18 protein-coding genes are annotated in these 17733 nt (G+C 66.5%); 8 read left to right on the top strand and 10 right to left on the bottom strand.

The window, feature by feature from the left end:
- Nucleotides 1-11: 11 nt before the first annotated feature.
- From ACWPN3_RS04995 to ACWPN3_RS04985, 3 genes are read right to left on the bottom strand one after another with little or no spacing between them, the layout of a single operon-like run.
- Nucleotides 12-1556, bottom strand: coding sequence for a DHA2 family efflux MFS transporter permease subunit (locus tag ACWPN3_RS04995; protein WP_109448758.1), 1545 nt, complete (start codon nucleotides 1554-1556; stop codon nucleotides 12-14).
- 33 nt (nucleotides 1557-1589) lie between these two features.
- Nucleotides 1590-2714, bottom strand: coding sequence for an HlyD family secretion protein (locus tag ACWPN3_RS04990; protein ID WP_492243755.1), 1125 nt, complete (start codon nucleotides 2712-2714; stop codon nucleotides 1590-1592).
- Between the two features lie 33 nt (nucleotides 2715-2747).
- On the bottom strand, nucleotides 2748-3173 hold the full coding sequence (locus tag ACWPN3_RS04985) for a MarR family winged helix-turn-helix transcriptional regulator (protein WP_492243756.1): 426 nt from the start codon (nucleotides 3171-3173) through the stop codon (nucleotides 2748-2750).
- A 305-nt stretch (nucleotides 3174-3478) separates the two neighbouring features.
- Between ACWPN3_RS04985 and ilvD the strand changes: the two genes are divergently transcribed.
- Entirely contained in the window at nucleotides 3479-5344 is a 1866-nt protein-coding gene (gene ilvD / locus ACWPN3_RS04980) for a dihydroxy-acid dehydratase (protein ID WP_492243757.1), read from the top strand.
- Between the two features lie 237 nt (nucleotides 5345-5581).
- The gene (locus tag ACWPN3_RS04975; RefSeq protein WP_492243758.1) at nucleotides 5582-8659 is read left to right on the top strand and encodes an ATP-binding protein; all 3078 of its coding nucleotides are present in this window, start codon (nucleotides 5582-5584) and stop codon (nucleotides 8657-8659) included.
- 39 nt (nucleotides 8660-8698) lie between these two features.
- On the opposite strand, the gene ACWPN3_RS04970 is transcribed toward ACWPN3_RS04975, so the two are convergent.
- Nucleotides 8699-8986, bottom strand: coding sequence for a ribbon-helix-helix domain-containing protein (locus ACWPN3_RS04970; protein ID WP_492243759.1), 288 nt, complete (start codon nucleotides 8984-8986; stop codon nucleotides 8699-8701).
- A 156-nt stretch (nucleotides 8987-9142) separates the two neighbouring features.
- Here ACWPN3_RS04970 and ACWPN3_RS04965 point away from each other — a divergent pair, with 156 nt between their 5' ends.
- The 5 genes from ACWPN3_RS04965 (at nucleotide 9143) to ACWPN3_RS04945 (ending at nucleotide 12754) form a co-directional block, all read left to right on the top strand.
- Nucleotides 9143-9340 carry a hypothetical protein gene (locus ACWPN3_RS04965; RefSeq protein ID WP_109048258.1) on the top strand — a complete coding sequence of 66 codons (198 nt, stop codon included), beginning with the start codon at nucleotides 9143-9145 and terminating at the stop codon, nucleotides 9338-9340.
- 117 nt (nucleotides 9341-9457) lie between these two features.
- The gene (locus ACWPN3_RS04960; RefSeq protein ID WP_492243760.1) at nucleotides 9458-10729 is read left to right on the top strand and encodes a YcaO-like family protein; all 1272 of its coding nucleotides are present in this window, start codon (nucleotides 9458-9460) and stop codon (nucleotides 10727-10729) included.
- Nucleotides 10726-11478 carry a TfuA-like protein gene (locus ACWPN3_RS04955; RefSeq protein ID WP_109448771.1) on the top strand — a complete coding sequence of 251 codons (753 nt, stop codon included), beginning with the start codon at nucleotides 10726-10728 and terminating at the stop codon, nucleotides 11476-11478. Before ACWPN3_RS04960 ends, ACWPN3_RS04955 begins: the two co-directional genes overlap by 4 nt.
- Before the next feature lie 77 nt (nucleotides 11479-11555).
- Nucleotides 11556-12266, top strand: coding sequence for a Crp/Fnr family transcriptional regulator (locus tag ACWPN3_RS04950; protein ID WP_109448773.1), 711 nt, complete (start codon nucleotides 11556-11558; stop codon nucleotides 12264-12266).
- 107 nt (nucleotides 12267-12373) lie between these two features.
- Nucleotides 12374-12754, top strand: coding sequence for a ribbon-helix-helix domain-containing protein (locus ACWPN3_RS04945; RefSeq protein ID WP_109448775.1), 381 nt, complete (start codon nucleotides 12374-12376; stop codon nucleotides 12752-12754).
- 108 nt (nucleotides 12755-12862) lie between these two features.
- Here the strand turns inward: ACWPN3_RS04945 and ACWPN3_RS04940 are convergent, their stop codons facing one another.
- The 5 genes from ACWPN3_RS04940 to ACWPN3_RS04920 form a co-directional block, all read right to left on the bottom strand.
- The gene (locus tag ACWPN3_RS04940) at nucleotides 12863-13651 is read right to left on the bottom strand and encodes a 3-hydroxybutyrate dehydrogenase (RefSeq protein ID WP_109448777.1); all 789 of its coding nucleotides are present in this window, start codon (nucleotides 13649-13651) and stop codon (nucleotides 12863-12865) included.
- Nucleotides 13652-13657: 6 nt separating this feature from the next.
- Nucleotides 13658-14311 (bottom strand): 3-oxoacid CoA-transferase subunit B, encoded by a 654-nt coding sequence (locus tag ACWPN3_RS04935; RefSeq protein ID WP_098735836.1) that lies wholly within the window; start codon nucleotides 14309-14311, stop codon nucleotides 13658-13660.
- Nucleotides 14312-14328: 17 nt separating this feature from the next.
- Entirely contained in the window at nucleotides 14329-14988 is a 660-nt protein-coding gene (locus ACWPN3_RS04930; protein WP_492243761.1) for a CoA transferase subunit A, read from the bottom strand.
- A 2-nt stretch (nucleotides 14989-14990) separates the two neighbouring features.
- The gene (locus ACWPN3_RS04925) at nucleotides 14991-16382 is read right to left on the bottom strand and encodes a GntP family permease (protein WP_109448782.1); all 1392 of its coding nucleotides are present in this window, start codon (nucleotides 16380-16382) and stop codon (nucleotides 14991-14993) included.
- 64 nt (nucleotides 16383-16446) lie between these two features.
- Nucleotides 16447-16881: an SRPBCC family protein gene (locus ACWPN3_RS04920; protein ID WP_492261151.1), complete on the bottom strand. Its 435-nt coding sequence runs from the start codon at nucleotides 16879-16881 to the stop codon at nucleotides 16447-16449.
- A gap of 354 nt (nucleotides 16882-17235) precedes the next feature.
- On the opposite strand from ACWPN3_RS04920, the gene ACWPN3_RS04915 reads away from it, so the two are divergent.
- On the top strand, nucleotides 17236-17436 hold the full coding sequence (locus tag ACWPN3_RS04915; protein WP_109448786.1) for a heavy-metal-associated domain-containing protein: 201 nt from the start codon (nucleotides 17236-17238) through the stop codon (nucleotides 17434-17436).
- Between the two features lie 95 nt (nucleotides 17437-17531).
- On the opposite strand, the gene hemP is transcribed toward ACWPN3_RS04915, so the two are convergent.
- Nucleotides 17532-17696 carry a hemin uptake protein HemP gene (gene hemP / locus ACWPN3_RS04910; protein ID WP_098735831.1) on the bottom strand — a complete coding sequence of 55 codons (165 nt, stop codon included), beginning with the start codon at nucleotides 17694-17696 and terminating at the stop codon, nucleotides 17532-17534.
- Nucleotides 17697-17733 lie beyond the last annotated feature (37 nt).

The raw sequence follows: 17733 nt of genomic DNA, 5'->3' as shown, positions 1-17733 counted from the left end.
GAGCGGCGCCCCTACTCCATCACCGCCGCTTCCTCCGGCGCCGGGGCTCCCGCCTTCGGCCGCCGGAGCAGCAGCAGCATCGGGATGACCAGCAGGGCGACATACATCATCAGCTTGAAGTCGTCGATGTAGGCGATCATCGCCGCCTGCTGCGTGACCTGGGCATTCAGCATCGCCAGCGCCTCGGGCGTGGCGGTCACCTGCTCCGTCATCATCTGGGAGAAGGGCGTCAGGTGAGCGGCGAGGCTGGCGTGGTTGATCTGGGTGTTCTGCGACAGCAGGGTCATCACCACCGAGATGCCGACGCTGCTGCCCAGGTTGCGGACCAGGCTGAACAGGCTGGCGGCATCGGTGCGCAGCCGCGGCTCCAGCGTGGCGAAGGCGATGGTGCTGAGCGGCACGAACACCAGCCCCAGGCCCAGCCCCTGCACCACGCCGCTGATGATGATCGGCTCGCGGTCCATCACGATGGTGAAGCCGGTCATGGACCACAGCGACCAGCTGGTCAGCAGCACGCCGGCCAGGATCAGCAGCCGCGCATCCACCCGGCGCACCAGCCGCCCCACCATCAGCATCGAGATCATCGTGCCGACGCCGCGCGGCGCCAGCACCAGCCCGGTGGTGACCGTCGGGTAGCCCAGCAGGTTCTGCAGCATCGGCGGCAGCAGCGCCATGGTCGCCAGCAGGATGACACCGATCACAAAGATCAGGACCAGCCCGGTGACGAAATTGCGGTCGCGCAAGAGCGCCGGGTCGATGAAGGGCTCGGTCTTCGTGTTGCCATGGGCGGTGGCGATGTGGATGGCGAAAACCCAGAAGGCGCAGGCGGCCAGGGCCGTCTCGATCCAGATCTCGGTCGCACCGAACCAGTCCAGCTGCTCGCCGCGGTCCAGCAGCATCTGGAAGGCGCCGACCGCCAGCCCCAGCATGGCGAAGCCGAAGAAATCGAAGCTGCGGATGCGCCCCTTGGTCTCGTGCAGGAAGACCGCCATGCCGGCGAAGGCCAGCAGCCCGACCGGCAGGTTGATGTAGAAGACCCAGCGCCAGCTGAAGCTGTCGGTCAGCCAGCCGCCCAGCGTCGGGCCGGCGATGGGACCGACCATGATACCGGCCCCCCAGAGCGCCATCGCCTGCCCGTGCCGCTCCTTCGGGTTGATGTCGAGCAGCACCGACTGCGACAGCGGCACCAATGCCGCGCCGAAGACGCCCTGCACCAGCCGGAAGGCCACCATCTGCGTCAGGCTGCCGGCCAGCCCGCACAGCACCGACGCCGCCGTGAAGCCCGCCACCGCGATCAGGAACAGGCGCTTGCGCCCGAACCGGTCCGCCATCCAGCCGGTGGCCGGTGTCGCGATGGCCGCCGCGACGATGTAGGAGGTCAGCACCCAGGTGATGGTGTCCTGCGCCGCCCCCAGGCTGCCCTGCATGCTGGGAAGCGCGACGTTGGCGATGGTGGTGTCCAGCACCTGCATGATGGTGGCGAGCATGATCGACACGGTGATCATGCCGCGATGCTTCACCTCATGCGGGGCTACGGAGGATTGGCTGGCGGCCATGGGATGCCTGCGGATGATGGATGCGTGGTTGCCTTACCGGATCGCCGCGACCGCGTTTCCGATGGCGCCCGGCAACGGCCGGCTGTGGTGGGTGTCGACCTCCACCTCGGCGCTGAGGCCGGTGCGCAGCGGCACGGGCTCGCCCTCCGGCCGGTCGATGCGGAGGCGGACCGGCACCCGCTGCACCACCTTCACCCAGTTGCCGGTGGCGTTCTGGGCGGGCAGGACCGAGAATTCCGATCCGGTGCCGGCGCCGATGCTCTCGACATGGGCGGTCAGGGTGCGGCCGGAATAGGCATCCAGCACCACCGTCGCGGTCTGGCCGACCGCCATGTGGGTCAGGTCGGTTTCCTTGAAATTGGCCTCGACCCAGCTCGACCCGCTCATCACCAAGCTGACCGCCGACAGCCCGACCGAGGCATATTGCCCGACCAGAAGCCGGTCGGTCTGGCTCACCACGCCGTCGGCCGGCGCCGCCACCACCGTGTGGTCTAGGTCGCGCTGCGCCGATGCCTTCTTCGCCAGCGCCTCCAGCACCGTCGGATGGCGGTCGGTGGGGATTTCGGGATCGCCGCCAAGGGCGGCGCGGGCGCTGATCACCGCCTGCTTCTCCGTGTTCAGATCCTGCTGGGCCGCCATCAGGTCGTGGCGCACCGAATCGTAGGTGGCCCGCGCGGCGACGCCGGTCTTCAGCAGATCCTGCTGGCGCTGGAACTCGCGCTGCTCGAAGGAGACCTTCTCCTCCGCCGCGGCCTGCTTGGCCTGCGCCTCGCCCAGGTCGGCGCGCAGCTGTTCCACCTTCAGCCGGGCAGAGGCGAGTGCCGCATCGGCCTGCTGCAAGGCCAGCCGGTAGGGCTCGTCATCGATGCGGAACAGCAGGTCGCCGCGATGGACCTGCTGGTTCTCATGCACCGCCACCTCGACGATGCGGCCGGAGATATCCGGGCTGATCGTCACCTTGTCCTGCTGGACATAGGCATTGTCGGTCGAGACATAACGTCCGCCCACAACATATTCATAGCCGCCGCCGACCGCCACCAGCAGCGGCAGGGCGGCCATCAGCAGCCAGCGGCGCCAGCGCGTCCGTCGGATGGGCTTGGCTGCCGGATTCTGAGCATCCGGGCGGGTATCGGTATCGCGGTCGGTCACGGCGGTCATGGCGGTCGGGTCCCGAAGAAAAAGGCGGGGTCGTCAGGCTTTGGCGGCGATCTTTTCAGCGGCGGTCTTCGCGGGCGGTTCCGCCCGGCGGTCGGAAAGGTTGGCGCGCATGTGGGCCAGCATCCCGACCAGCATGGCTTCGGCATCGGGCGGCAGGCCGGTGAGCGCCTCCGCATAGAGCCCGGCGGCGAGCGCCCGGCCCTGCTCCAGCACCGCATGCGCCTTCGGCGTCAGGTGCGGCAGCCGGGCGCGCCGGTCGGTCGGATCGGTGCGGCGTTCGATCCAGCCGCCCTCCTCCATGCGGTCGATCTGCCGGCAGAGCGTGATCGGCTCGATCTCCAGCAGGTCGGCCAGCGCCGCCTGCTTGATCCCCTCGTTCCGCGCCAGCGTGGCGATCACCGACCATTGTGCGCGGGTCAGGCCGAGATGGCGGGCGCGCTGGTCGAAACGGACGCGCATCAAGCGCGCCGTGTCGGTCAAAACGGCGCCCAGACTCGTCGAATGGGCATTTGCGGAGCGGGGATCGGCAGGGGAGGACATCGGCGGATCGTAAGCTTGCTTATTGGTTCCTCAAAACTAATAAGCAAGCTTATCATCGGCAATCCTCGCGGCGTGCATGGCAGGGCCACGTCCGCGTCGCGCCTCCAGCGCCCTGGACGAGATCGCGCCTCTGGCGCGCGCGACAGGAGATTGCTAAGGTGCCCACCCGTTTCGTTCCATTCCTTTCGCCAATTCGCCAAAATCGACCAGCTGAGGACCGATCCATGCCGCACTACCGTTCCCGCACCTCCACCCATGGCCGCAACATGGCGGGCGCGCGCGGCCTGTGGCGGGCAACCGGCATGAAGGACGGCGATTTCGGCAAGCCGATCATCGCCATCGCCAACTCCTTCACCCAGTTCGTCCCCGGCCACGTCCATCTGAAGGATCTGGGCCAGCTGGTGGCGCGCGAGATCGAGAAGGCCGGCGGCGTGGCGAAGGAGTTCAACACCATCGCCGTGGACGACGGCATCGCCATGGGCCATGGCGGCATGCTGTACAGCCTGCCCTCGCGCGAGCTGATTGCCGACGCGGTGGAATACATGGCGAACGCCCATTGCGCCGACGCGCTGGTCTGCATCTCCAACTGCGACAAGATCACGCCCGGCATGCTGATGGCCGCGATGCGCCTGAACATCCCGGCGGTCTTCGTCTCCGGCGGCCCGATGGAGGCCGGCAAGGTCAAGTGGCGCGGCAAGATCAAGTCGGTCGACCTGATCGACGCCATGGTCGCCGCCGCCGATCCGACCGTCTCGGATGAAGAGGCGGCGGAAATGGAGCGCGGCTCCTGCCCGACCTGCGGCTCCTGCTCCGGCATGTTCACCGCCAACTCGATGAACTGCCTGACCGAGGCGCTGGGCCTGTCGCTGCCCGGCAACGGCACCATCCTGGCGACCCACGCCGACCGCAAGGAGCTGTTCCTCGCCGCCGGCCGCATGGCGGTCGATCTCTGCCGCCGCTGGTACCAGGAGGAGGACGCCACCGCCCTGCCGCGCGGCATCGCCACCAAAGAAGCGTTCGAGAACGCGATGACGCTCGACATCGCCATGGGCGGCTCGACCAACACAGTCCTGCACATCCTGGCGGCGGCGCAGGAGGGCGGCATCGATTTCACCATGGAGGACATCGACAGGCTGTCGCGCCGCGTCCCCAATGTCTGCAAGGTCGCTCCCGCCGTGGCCAACGTCCACATCGAGGACGTCCACCGCGCCGGCGGCATCTTCGGCATCCTTGGCGAGTTGGACCGCGCCGGTCTGCTGAACCGCGATACCCCGACCGTCCATGCGCCGTCGCTCGGCGAGGCGCTGGACCGCTGGGATGTGATGCGCACCCAGGACCAGTCCGTCCACACCCTGTATCGGGCCGCCCCCGGCGGCATCCCGACCGTCGTGCCCTTCAGCCAGGAACGCCGCTGGCCTGAGTTGGACCTCGACCGTGAGAAGGGCGTGATCCGCAAGGCCGAGAACGCCTTCAGCCAGGATGGCGGCCTCGCCGTGCTGTACGGCAACATCGCGGAGAACGGCTGCATCGTGAAGACGGCGGGCGTCGACGCCTCCAACCTCGTCTTCGCCGGTCCGGCCCGCGTCTTCGAAAGCCAGGACGATGCCGTCGCCGGCATCCTGGGCGACGTGGTCAAGGCTGGCGAGGTGGTGGTCATCCGCTACGAGGGCCCGCGCGGCGGTCCCGGCATGCAGGAAATGCTGTACCCGACCAGCTATCTGAAGTCGAAGGGGCTGGGCAAGGCCTGCGCGCTGGTGACCGACGGCCGTTTCTCCGGCGGGACGTCCGGCCTGTCGATCGGCCACGTCTCTCCGGAAGCAGCCCAGGGCGGCGCCATCGGGCTGGTGCAGGATGGCGACCGCATCGAGATCGACATTCCCAACCGCATCATCCGTCTCGCCGTCGACGACCAGGAGATGCAGCGCCGCCGCGACGCGATGAACGCCAAGGGCATGGATGCCTGGAAGCCCGTCAACCGCGACCGTCTGGTTTCCCCGGCTCTCCGCGCCTACGCCGCCCTGACCACCAGTGCCGACCGCGGCGCCGTGCGTGACGTGACCCAGGTGGAGAATATCGCCGTCCGCCGCTGACATGGTTTAGGCAACGGGCGCCGGCAGCGCCGCAATCAGGCACAACGAACATTCATCACAAGTAACAATCAAAGCGCCGCGCAAGTCGCGGCGCTTTCTTTTTGCCAGGAATTACATACACAGATATGTTACTTTCCGTTGGCGGGAAAATCTTCGGGTGTCGCATCGCTCGGATGTTCGCAAAATTCGAAATGCATGCTCTAATATGCCAACGCGAATTCCGCGAGGGGGGCGGACGTGGCGGACACCATGTTGGGCGCAGCGACGGACGAAGGCCGTCCCTGGCAGGAGGCATCTCGCCTGCCGGGCGATAAGCCGCGCGAACGCAAGGTCGTCACGGCGATGTTCGTCGACATCGTCCGTTCCTCCGCCATGGTGGCAGGCCGCGATCCCGAGGATGCGGACGATCTGCTCCTTTCGATCCTGAACCGTGTGACGGAGGCTGTGCCGCGTTTCGAAGGCACGGTGACCCAGATGCTGGGTGACGGCTTCCTGGCGACCTTCGGCGCCCCCGGCGCCAAGGAGGACCATGCACTGCGCGCCTGCCTTGCCGCCCAGGACATCCTCAGCGCCACCCGCGACGAACAGGGACGGCCTCTCTTCCACATCCGCATCGGCATCAGTTCGGGTGACGTCGTCGCCCATGTGGTGACCAATGGGCTGTGGACCGACTATCGCGCGGTCGGCGAGTGCGTGCATATGGCCGCCAAGCTGCAGCAGCGCGCGGCTTCCGACACCGCACAGCTCAGCCGGGACACGCTGGACCTGATCCCGGTCGGGGTGGCCGCGCGCCCGATGGGAAGCTTGCGCCTGTCCGACGAGGTGGAGCCGATGCCGGCGTTCCTGCTCGACGGGGCGCGTGCCGTCCGCCGCACCGCCACCGACCTGCTGTCCGCCACCGACGCCCCGCATGTCGGCCGGGAAGAGGAGGTGGCGACCCTGTTCGCCATCGCCGATTCGGTGGAGGCCGGGGCTCCCGCCCAGCTTCTGCTCCAGGGAGAGGCCGGAATCGGCAAGTCCCGCCTCGTCGGCGAGTTCCTGCGCGACCCGCGCAGCCGGCGCTGGACCCTGCTGCAATGGCCGCAGATGCCGATCCGCCGGCTGGCCGATCCCGACGACCTCGAGGCGGTGGCGCTGAGCCTGGCCGAACAGGTGGCCGGCTGCGCCAGCGAGGAAGGCATCGGCTGGGTCTGCGAAGCGGCACGCCGCCGGTCCGGCTCGCTGGCCGGCGATGCCGTGCACGCGCTGTTCGGCCGATCCGGGCTGGATCCGCTGTGGAGCGGCCTGGACGCGGCGCAGCGCCTGTCCCTGGGCATCGAAGGTCTGGTGGGGGCGACGCTGGAACTGGCAGCACCGCTCGGAACCGGCGGTGGAAGCGACTCGGGGGATGGGACGGCGAGTGGAGCAGTGGGACGACCGCTGCTGGTGCTGGTGGAGGACGCCCATTGGGCCCGGCCGGTGATGGTGCGGCTGCTGGACCGGCTGGCCCAGGCGCTGCCGGGGTCGAGGGCTCGCCTGCTGCTGCTCGCCACACGACGGCCTCCCCCGCTGGGACCGGAGTCGGAAGAACGGGGCTGGAGCGGCCGTCCGGGCGGGCGCCGTATCGATCTGGGCATGCTGTCGCCGGATCAGGTGCAAAGGTTCCTGGCACACTGGCTCGGCCCCGACTGGTCGCTGGTGGAGCTGAAGGCCCAGGTCGCCAGCCGCTGCCAGGGCGTTCCGCTCTATCTGGAGGAGGTTCTGCGCACGCTTGAGGCGTCGAACGCCATCGAGGGCACGCCGGGTGCCTACCGGCTGATCGATCCTCTGGTGGTCCACAAGCTGCCGCGCACGCTTCATGCCCTGCTGGCCGAGCGCATGGACATGATGACGCTGGAGCGGCGCCGGCTGCTGATGAATGCAGCCGTGATCGGCACCACCTTCGACGTCGGGCTGCTCCAGGCGCTGACCGGACTGTCCACGCCGGTCCTGTCCGACTCCCTGGCCTATCTGGAGCGCGCCGGCTTCGTGCTGCGCACCCGTCTGCTGCCCAACCTGGAATATTCCTTCAAGCATGCGCTGATCCAGGAAGTCGCCTACGCCACCCTGACCAAGTCCGACCGCCGGGCGCTGCATGCCCGCGTGCTGGAGGCGTTGCGCCACCGCCGCGACCACGACCTGCCGAACCGCCTGGACCTGCTGGCCCACCATGCCTTCATGGCGGAGAACTGGCCGGCCGCGCACCTGTTTGGCCGGCGGGCGGGCGAAAGGGCCGAGGGCCGCTCCAAACTGGAGGACTCCAGCCGGCATTACGCCAACGCCCTGGCCGCGGTGCGGCATCTGCCGGATCATCCAAGGAACACGGCGCGTCAAATCGATCTGCTGATCGCACTTCCGCGGTCGCTGCTGCCGCGCGGATCGATGGGGGTGGACGACCACCTGCAACGGGCCATCGCCATGGCGCGGGAGTCGGGCGACCGCGTCCGCTACGCCCGAGCCTGCTCGATGCTGGCGTCGTTCCTGTGGACTTTCGGCGATCTGGATCAGGGGCTGGCACTTTGCCGGGACGGCTTGTCCGCACTGGACGAGCGGGACGACCGCCGCACCCGCGTCCAGCTTCTGTTCCGGCTGGGCGGCCTGCAAACAGACAAGGGACTTTTCGTCGACGCCCTGGAAACGTTCGAGCTTGGCGCCACCATGCTCACCACATCCCGCCCGCACGACCGCTATGGACTGGCAACCGTCGCACAGGTGCATATGGGCAGCATCGCGGCACGCTGTCTTGCCCAACTGGGACGGGCCGAAGAGGCGGTGGAGGCCGGTCGCCGGTCGGTCGAGATCGCCGAGGAAAGCAATCACCTTTTCTCGAGATTGTTTGCCCTGACGCATCTGGGATGGACGCAGATCATCTGCGGGCACTTGAAAGACAGCGTCCCAGCATTCGAAACCGCATTGTCCATCGGACACGCAATCCATGCTCCGCTGCTGCTGCCGCTGGTCATGGGCGGCATCGGGTATGCGTCGGTCCTGACGGGAGACCGGGAGGCCGGCTTCGCGATGTTCGATCGCAGCTTCGCGCTTTTCCTCCAGCAGGGCGGCGGCAATGGGCGGCTTCACCCGCTTGGGCGCGTTCCTCAGGTCATGATCTGGTATGCCCAGGCGCTCGCTTCCACGGGAAGGCTGGATGAAGCCATGCAAGCCGCACGCAACGGGTTGGAAATTGCCCGCAACACCTCTCAAACGTCACTGGTGGCGCATGCGGGGGGACTGCTGACGACATTCAGCAGTCAAGGTGGGAGAAACGTTCGAACGGAAAAAATGAGACTGGACGCCTAATGAAACCTCAATGAAATCGAAAATTCCTGAGATAATTTTCTAGATCTGGTCTTTTCTCCGAAAATAATCCAACACAAAACTGCGAATTTCGCTGCTCAGCGCAACGCTTTCACAGCGGCGGGCATCAAGTTTTGCGCAGAGTTGCTTGGTCAGAAGCCCCTCGGATTGGGCAATTGCATCCAAGCTATCCCACACTGCATTTTCAAGACGCACGCGCCTTTGGCCGTTTCCAACCGGAACGACACGGACCGACATCGCGGGCCAATCCATCAACCCGGATAAATGGCTGGACCGATCCTCACGACGCTTGCTGACGGTGTTCAGCATTGTATGGAACTCCTTGGCCGTCGCCGTCACGGATACATCCGACTGGCAGTGCCGTGTTATCCCAATGCCAGTGCTCGCAAAGTGAAAAACTTCACAGCGTAAATCAGTTCGAATTCGAAGAAATAGGCACATCACCTCACACCAAGGAGATGCACGATGTCGCTCAACCTGTCCCAGTCCTCGATGATCCGTGGCGCTGATGGCCGTCTGTACAATGTTTCGGCCCAGGGCGTGACCGAGATCGCCGAAATTCAGGCCTCCACGGCCCGCAACCTCGTCCGCTCCGGTGACCGCAGCACCTTCGATGCCGCCGATCATGAAGCCGGTCGCTACAGCATCACCCCGGGCGCCTGATCGGAATCCCGGTACCGGTTTTTGGACCGTGGCCACCAGCACCGATGAGGTGCTGACCGGCCACGGACCCGGGAACAGGACGCCTCTTCGATTTTCCTCCGCCCCGGATCAGTTGCGATGCCCTTCGATCTGCTCGATATCAAAGCCTCCGTTTCGGATGCGGTGAAGGCCCATACGGTCGGCACCCACCGGGTCGTGGCACCCGAACAGACCCTGGCGCGGGTCGCCCCGTTCCTGCCGATCATGGGGATCACCCGGGTCGCAAACGTCACCGGACTGGATGCCGTCGGCATTCCGGTGGTGATGGTGACGCGGCCGAATTCGCGCTCCATCTCGGTGTCGCAGGGCAAGGGAGTGACGCTCGCCGCCGCCAAGGCGTCGGGGGTCATGGAATCGATCGAGAGCTATCACGCCGAACGCATTACCCTGCCGCTGAAGTTCGCCAGCTTCGAAGAGCTGCGCTGGACCCATCCGGTGGTGGATGTCGACCGCCTGCCCCGGCTGTCGACCGGAAGTTTCAATCCCCACAGCCCCATCCTGTGGATCGAGGGTCAGGACCTGCTGAGCGGCGGCCCGAAATGGGTGCCGTTCGAAATGGTCCACCTGAATTTCACCGTGCCGATGGCCCCCGGCCACGGTGCCTTCCTGGCCGGCTCCAACGGTCTGGCATCCGGCAACCACAAGGTCGAGGCGATCAGCCACGCGGTCACCGAACTGGTGGAGCGCGATGCGACCACCCTGTGGCACCTGCAGGAGCCCGCTGCCCAGGTCGCGACCCGCATCGACCTGGACAGCATCGACGATCCGGTCTGCCGCTCGCTGATCGACCGCTTCGAGGCGGCCGGCGTCGCCGTCGGCGTGTGGGAGACCACAAGCGACGTCGGCTTGCCCGCCTTCCTCTGCCGCATCGTCGAACGGGAGGAGCTGCCCCAGCATTCCATCCGCCCGGCCATCGGCATGGGCTGCCACGTGGCGCGCGAGATCGCCCTGTCCCGCGCCCTGACCGAGGCGGCGCAGAGCCGCCTGACCTTCATCGCCGGTGCCCGCGACGACATGCCCCGTGCCGAGTATGAGCGCCACCTCGACCCCGCCCACCATGCCCGCTGGAAGGCGATGATCGTGGAGGGCGTCGGCAGGCGATCCTTCCACCACTGCCCGACCGGCGCCGCGCCCACCATCGAGGCCGATCTCGCCCATCAGCTTGACAGGCTGCGCACCGTCGGCATCGAGGAGGCGGTGGCGGTCGACCTGACCAAGCCGGAATTCGGCATCCCGGTCGTGCGTGTCGTCGTGCCCGGGCTGGAGGGTGCCGACGAATCCCCCGATTACCTGCTGGGCGAACGCGGCCTGCGCGCTCTCGGCAGCCAAGCCATGGAGAAGGCGGCATGAGCGGCATCTATGTCTTCCTGGGCCCCACCCTGCCGCGCGAGGATGCGGCGCTGGAGCTGGACGCCACCTACCTGCCGCCGGTCGCCCAGGGCGACGTTCTGCGGCTGTGCGCCGAAAAGCCAGCGGCCATCGGCATCATCGACGGCTTTTTCGAAAGCGTGCCGTCGGTCTGGCACAAGGAAATCCTCTACGCCATCCACGCCGGCATCCCGGTGTTCGGCGCCTCCAGCATGGGCGCCCTGCGCGCGGCGGAACTGTATCCCTTCGGCATGACCGGCGTCGGCGCCATCTTCGAGGCCTTCCGCGACGGCCGGCTGGAGGACGACGACGAGGTGGCGGTGATCCACGGCCCGGCCGAGCTGGGCTACACCTCCCTGTCGGAGGCGATGGTCAACATCCGCCGCACCCTGTCCGACGCGGTCGCCGACCGGGTGCTGACCGCCGGGACGGCCCTGCGCCTGGAGTCCATCGCCAAGGAACTGCCCTACCGCGAGCGCGGCTATGGCCGGATGCTGCGGCTGGGCGGCGACATCGCCCTGCCGGCTTCCGAACTGGCGGCTTTTCGCGGCTGGCTGCCGCTGGGTCGTTTCGACCAGAAGCGCGAGGACGCCAAGGCGATGCTGCGCGCCATGGCACGCCGGCTGGGCCGCGCGACGAGCGATGATGCGACCACCGAAGCCCGTTTCCATTTTGAACACACCGTCCTGTGGGAACGCGCCCTGCGCGATGCGGCGCCGCTCGCGATGTAAGCGCGTTTTGGCTAGACTGATCGCGCCGGGGTGGCGATGACCGCCAGCCCGGCTCGAAACTGTGTCTGGACGAACGGATGAACGCGCCTGTGGATGTCGCATCGGTGCTGAGGCGCAACCGGCTGCTCGGGGAACTCGATCCCGAGCAGATGGCCGAGATGGTGGCTCTGGGCCGCATGGCACGCTTCGATGCCGACCAGATCATCTTCGACAAGGGCGACCCGGGCGACAGCCTGTTCGCCGTGCTGAAGGGCCAGATCGCCATCCGCACCTCATCGGCGGATGGCAAGACCATGCTGCTGAACATCCTGGAAGCCGGCGATGTCCTGGGCGAGATCGGGCTGATCGACGGCCGGGAACGGACCGCCGCCGCGGTCGCCCTGCGGCCGGTCGAGCTGTTCCGGATCGACCGCGCCGACTTCATCCCCTTCCTGGAGCGTCACCCGCGTCTCTGCACCCGCATGATGATCGTCCTTTGCGACCGGCTGCGCTGGGTGTCGGAGAACATCGAGGACGCCGTGTTCCACGATGTTCCACGCAGGCTCGCGCGCCGGCTGCTGCTGCTGTCGGACAGTTACGGGCAGCCAACCCCCGCCGGTCTGCGGCTGACTTTGCCCCTGTCCCAGGAAGCATTGGCAAACATGCTGGGCGTCACCCGTGAAATGGTGAACAAGTGTCTTGGCGCCCTGCGCAGGACCGGAACAGTGACATATGCCAAAGGTTTTATCGTCATCAACGATGTGGCTTTGCTCAAGGACATGGCCGGAGATCCGGAACGCACCCCCTAGGGGGAATCCTTACATGCCTAAAGTTTTGTTCCCAAAACCGGTTGTGGTCGCGTTATAGTGTTCATGCGTTGGGGGCAATCGCACGGGTAGCACGAGGGCATACGAACATGTCGAGCGTTGGGGACAGCAAATCTCGCATCGATCAATCCACAGGTGCCGCTTCTCTGGCCTCTCGCACGCTGAAATTGTCTGGACGTGACGTTTCGATCCGGCTTGAGCCTTCCTATTGGGAAGGGCTGGAGGAGATCTGCCGGCGGGAAGTTATGACGGTGGACGAGTTGTGCGACGACGTGCGTGACCGCATGGAGCAGCAGGCCCGCCATTCATCACGGTCGGGCGTTTCCCTTGCAAATGCCCTGCGCGTGTTCGTTGTCGGCTATTTCCGGCAGGCGGCGACCGAACGCGGTCACGCCCGCGCCGGCCATGGACAGGGCCGCCCCTTCATCGCGACGCCCTTCGACACGGTTCCGGCCACCAGCGAAACCTGAAACCGGAAAAAAAGCAGCCCCGGAAACGGACCTTTCGATCCGCTCCCGGGACGCTTCGGTGCGCGTCCAGCCCAAGCCGCTTTGGAACCGCTTGGGCCGACGCACCATTTACTGGGCGGTCCAGCCACCATCCATGGTCAGAGCCGCGCCGCGCATGTTGCCGGCGGCCTCGGAGCACAGGAACACCGCCAGTTCGCCCAGTTGTTCCGGCGTGACGAAGGATTTGGACGGCTGCTTCTCGCTGAGCAGTTCGCGTCCAGCCTCCTCCACCGACAGGCCGCGCGTGGCGGCCAGCGCGTCGATCTGCTTCTGCACCAGCGGCGTCAGCACCCAGCCCGGGCAGATGGCATTGCAGGTGATGTTGGTCTCCGCCAGTTCCAGCGCCGTCACCTTGGTCAGGCCGATCACGCCATGCTTGGCGGCGACATAGGCAGACTTGTTGACCGAAGCCACCAGCCCATGGACCGAGGCGATGTTGATGACCCGGCCCCAGCCGCGCGCCTTCATGCCCGGCAGAGCGGCGCGGGTGCCGTGGAAGACGGCCGACAGGTTGATGGCGATCACCGCGTCCCAGCGCTCCACCGGGAAGGTGTCGACCGACGACACATGCTGGATGCCGGCATTGTTGACCAGCACGTCCAGCCGGCCATAGGCCGCCTCGGTGGCGGCGACCATCGCCTCGATCTCCTCCGGCTTCGACATGTCGGCGCCGTTGTGGGCGACGCGCACGCCGAACTCCTTGGACAGCGACTGGCACAGCTCGGCGATGTAGCCGGCATCGCCGAAGCCGTTCAGCATCAGGTCGGCGCCCTGGCCCGCCAGTTGCCGTGCGATCCCAAGGCCGATCCCGCTGGTGGACCCAGTGACGAGCGCAGCCTTCCCCTTCAGATTGGTCATTCTTCTTTATCCTTCGATCGGCATGGAACGGAGGTCCGGGGCGATGATCAGTTCGCACCCGGTGTTGGCGATCACCTGCTCCACCGTGACACCGGGGGCGGTTTCCTTCAAGACGAGGCCGGCGTCGGTCGGTTCGATGACGGCGAGGTCGGTCACCACCAGATCGACCCGGCGGACCGAGGTCAGCGGCAGGGCGCAGCGTTCGACGATCTTCGCCTCGCCCTTGGCGCTGTGCTGCATGGCGACGATCACCCGGCGGGCGCCGGTGACGAGGTCCATCGCGCCGCCCATGCCCGGCACCATCTTGCCCGGCACCATCCAGTTGGCCAGCCGCCCTTCGCGGTCCACCTGCAGGCCGCCCAGCACGGTGACGTCCAGATGGCCGCCGCGGATCAACCCGAAGGAGAAGGCACTGTCGAAGGACGCCGCCCCCGGCAGGGCCGAGATGGGCGAGCCGCCGGCATCGGTCAGGTCGTGGTTTTCCGCCCCGGTGATCGGGCCGGACATGCCGACGATGCCGTTCTCCGACTGGAAGAACACATGGCGGCCAGGGGGGACATAGCGGGCGACCAGGGTCGGCAGGCCGATGCCCAGGTTGACGAGGTCGCCATCCATCAGTTCCAGCGCAACGCGCTTGGCGATCAGGGTCTTTTCATCCATGGCTCTCTACTCCCCGATCAGCGCGGCGTTGCGGCGACGATGTAATCGACCAGCACCGACGGCGTCATCACCGCGTCGGGCGGGATGCAGCCGACCGGCAGGATGTCCTCGGCCTCGGCGATCACGGTGGCGCCGGCCATCGCCATCAACGGGTTGAAATTGCGGGCGGTCAGCGCGTAGGTCAGGTTGCCGTACAGGTCGGCCTGCTTGGCGGCGACCAGCGCGAAATCGGCCTTGATCGGCATTTCCAGCAGGTAGGTGACGCCGTCGATCTCGACCGTGCGCTTGCCCTCCTCCACGATGGTGCCGACGCCGGTGGCGGTCAGAACGCCGCCCAGCCCGACGCCGCCGGCGCGGATGCGCTCGGCCAGCGTGCCTTGCGGCACCAGTTCCACCTCGATGGCCCCGGCGATCATCTGCTTCTGCGTCTCGGGGTTCAGGCCGATGTGGCTTGTCACGACGCGACGGACCAGCTTCTCCACCACCAGCTTGCCCAGGCCGTTGTTGGGCCGGGCGGTGTCGTTGGCGATGATGGTCAGTTCGCGCTTGCCCTGGCGGATCAGTTCGTCCACCAGCCGGTTGGGGCCGCCGACGGCCATGAAGCCGCCGATCAGCAGGGACGCCCCATCGGGAATGCGCGCGACGGCGTCCTCCAGGGAAATGAGCTTGTTCTTCATGATCAGACGATCCCGGTCAGGTAGTAGACGGCGATCACGAAGAAGACCGCCAGCGTCTTGATGCAGGTGACGGCGAAGATGTCGCCGTAGGATTGCCGGTGCGTCAAGCCGGTGACGCCCAGCAGGGTGATGACGGCGCCGTTGTGCGGCAAGGTGTCCATGCCGCCGCTGGCCATGGAGGCGACGCGGTGCAGCACCTCCATCGGGATGCCGGCGGCGTTGGCGGCGGTGATGAACTGGTCGGCCATGGCCGCCAGCGCGATGCTCATGCCGCCCGACGCCGATCCGGTGATGCCGGCCAGCGCGGTGACGGTCACCGCCTCGTTCACCAGCGGGTTGGGAATGGCGGCCAGCGCGTCACGGATCACCAGGAAGCCCGGCAGTGCCGCGATCACCGCTCCGAAGCCGTATTCGGACGCCGTGTTCATCGAGGCCAGCAGCGAACCGCCGATGGCGGCCTTGGTGCCTTCGGCGAAGCGCTGGGACACCGGCTTCCAGGCGAAGGCCAGCACCATCAGGATGCCGCAGAGCAGAGCCCCTTCCACCGCCCAGATGCCGGCGACCGAGGACACTTGCGTCACCAGCGGCTTGGCGCCGGGGGTCAGCGCCACTTCGCTGGTGGCGCCGTAGACGCTGGGGATCGCCATGGTGAACAGCTTGTTCAGCACGCCGACGGCGACCAGCGGCGACAGCGCCAGGATCGGGTTCGGCAGCGCCTCGGACGCCACGGCTTCCGGCTCGTTGGTGTGGCCGCTGCCATAGCCCTCGCCGCGCGCGATGGCCGAACGGACGCGCCATTCCAGATACAGCAGGCCCAGCGTCAGGATGAAGACCGAACCGATCAGGCCCAGCCAGGGAGCGGCATAGGCGTCGGTCTTGAAGAAGGTGGTGGGGATGATGTTCTGGATCTGCGGCGTACCCGGCAGCGCGTCCATGGTGACGGTGAAGGCACCGAGCGCGATCACGCCGGGGATCAGGCGCTTGGGGATGTCGCCCTGCCGGAACATCTCGGCCGCGAAGGGATAGACGGCGAAGACCACGACGAACAGCGACACGCCACCGTAGGTCAGCAGCAGGCAGACCAGCACGATGGAGGTCACCGCGCGCTCGCGCCCCACCAGCTTGATCACGGCCGAGACGATCGACTTGGAGAAGCCGGACAGCTCGATCACCTTGCCGAACACCGCGCCCAGCAGGAAGACCGGGAAGTACAGCTTCACGAAGCCGACCATCTTGTCCATGAACAGGCCGGTGAAGATCGGCGGCACCGCGGACGGGTCGGTCAGCAGCACGGCCCCCAGCGCCGCCACCGGCGCGAAGAGGATGACGCTGAAGCCCCGGTAGGCGACCAGCATGAGGAACGCGAGCGCTCCCAGGCAGATCAGGAAACTCATTTGGACGGTGCTCCCTCGGTTATTCTTTTCCGACGCTTGGCGTCTGGAGTGTCGTTTTCGGAATTCACGGATGAAGCAGAGTACGGAGCCGGGCCATGCCGGCGTCGTAGAGGTCGCGGACGAACCGTTCGGCTTCCGCCTCCGTCCCCTCTTGCGGGTGGGAGGCGTAGGAATGGAAGGTGGCGGTCCAGTGAAGCACGGCCTGCCCCTCCCCATCGGCCCGCAGGCGGATTTGCGCCAGCAGGTCGGCGACCGGATACGGTCCCTCGATCACCGCATAGGTGTAGGCGTCATCGACCCGGCTGACATGTTCCAGCCGGTGGACGACCGGCGAGCCGTCGTAAAGCCGCAGGCGCCTGAGCGCGCCCTTTTCCGTCCCGTCCACGGTCATGGAAACCGCGCCGGGATACCATTCACCGACAGCGCCATCCCACCGCACCAGCGGCCACACGTGGCGCGCCGGGACAGGCAGAAGGGTTGTGGCGGTGACAAGCGGCATCGCGGCGCTCTTTCCTGGCAAACCCCGGGACGGGGGTGCATGCATCCGTATCAGCAAGGGTTATGCCAGGGCGGCCTTGACAGGATGTCGCAGGCGAAACCTTTGGAATAGCGGATTTTTTGCAGTGCACACTAAAATCGCCAGGGACCGGCCTCTCTCTTTTTCGAGACTATTGACTGAGGAATCGTCTCGTTTTCAAGATTTTGTCTTATTTTCGAGACATGGCTTCAAGCGTGACGATCGGGAGATCGGGTGGTTGAGCGGAGCTGCGGAATGCCGCTTGACCTTCCCGTTGCTGGAAGGTGCAGCCTTTCCAGATCATCCGCACACCTTAACTCCCAAGGGAGAAGATCCATGCTGACGTTGAAGGTTTCCGGAATGACCTGCGGCCATTGCGCCCAGACCGTGACCAAGGCCTTAGAGGCTCTCCCTACCGTGGAACGCGCCCTGGTCGACCTGAAGGCCGGCGAGGTCGCGATCGAAGGCGGCGCCGAAGAATCCGCCATCCGGCAAGCCATCGAGGATGCCGGCTATGAGGTACAGGGCCGGGCGTGAAAGGTCATCACAAATAAGAAAATGGGCGCCGGACCAAAGTGGTCGGGCGCCCATTCTCGGCGGCGTTTTTCCCGGAAGGTTCTTTGAAGGTCGTTTTATTTGGTCAGGATCAGCTTGTTGGCGCGGGTCACACGCAGGCGGTAGCTCTGCCCGGCGTGCTGGATCACGATCTCGCGGCTGCCCGACATCAGGCGGCCGGATTCGACCACCGGCAGGGATGCGGCGAAGGAAGCGGGAACGGAGACGGCGCTGTCGTGCATGGCGAGTCTTTCTTGCTGGACGGACGTTGCGGTTGGC

The organism is Azospirillum sp. UENF 111221 (assembly GCF_058780625.1).
Note: the sequence above shows the minus strand (reverse complement) of the source record. Positions and strands in the feature narration are given on the sequence as shown.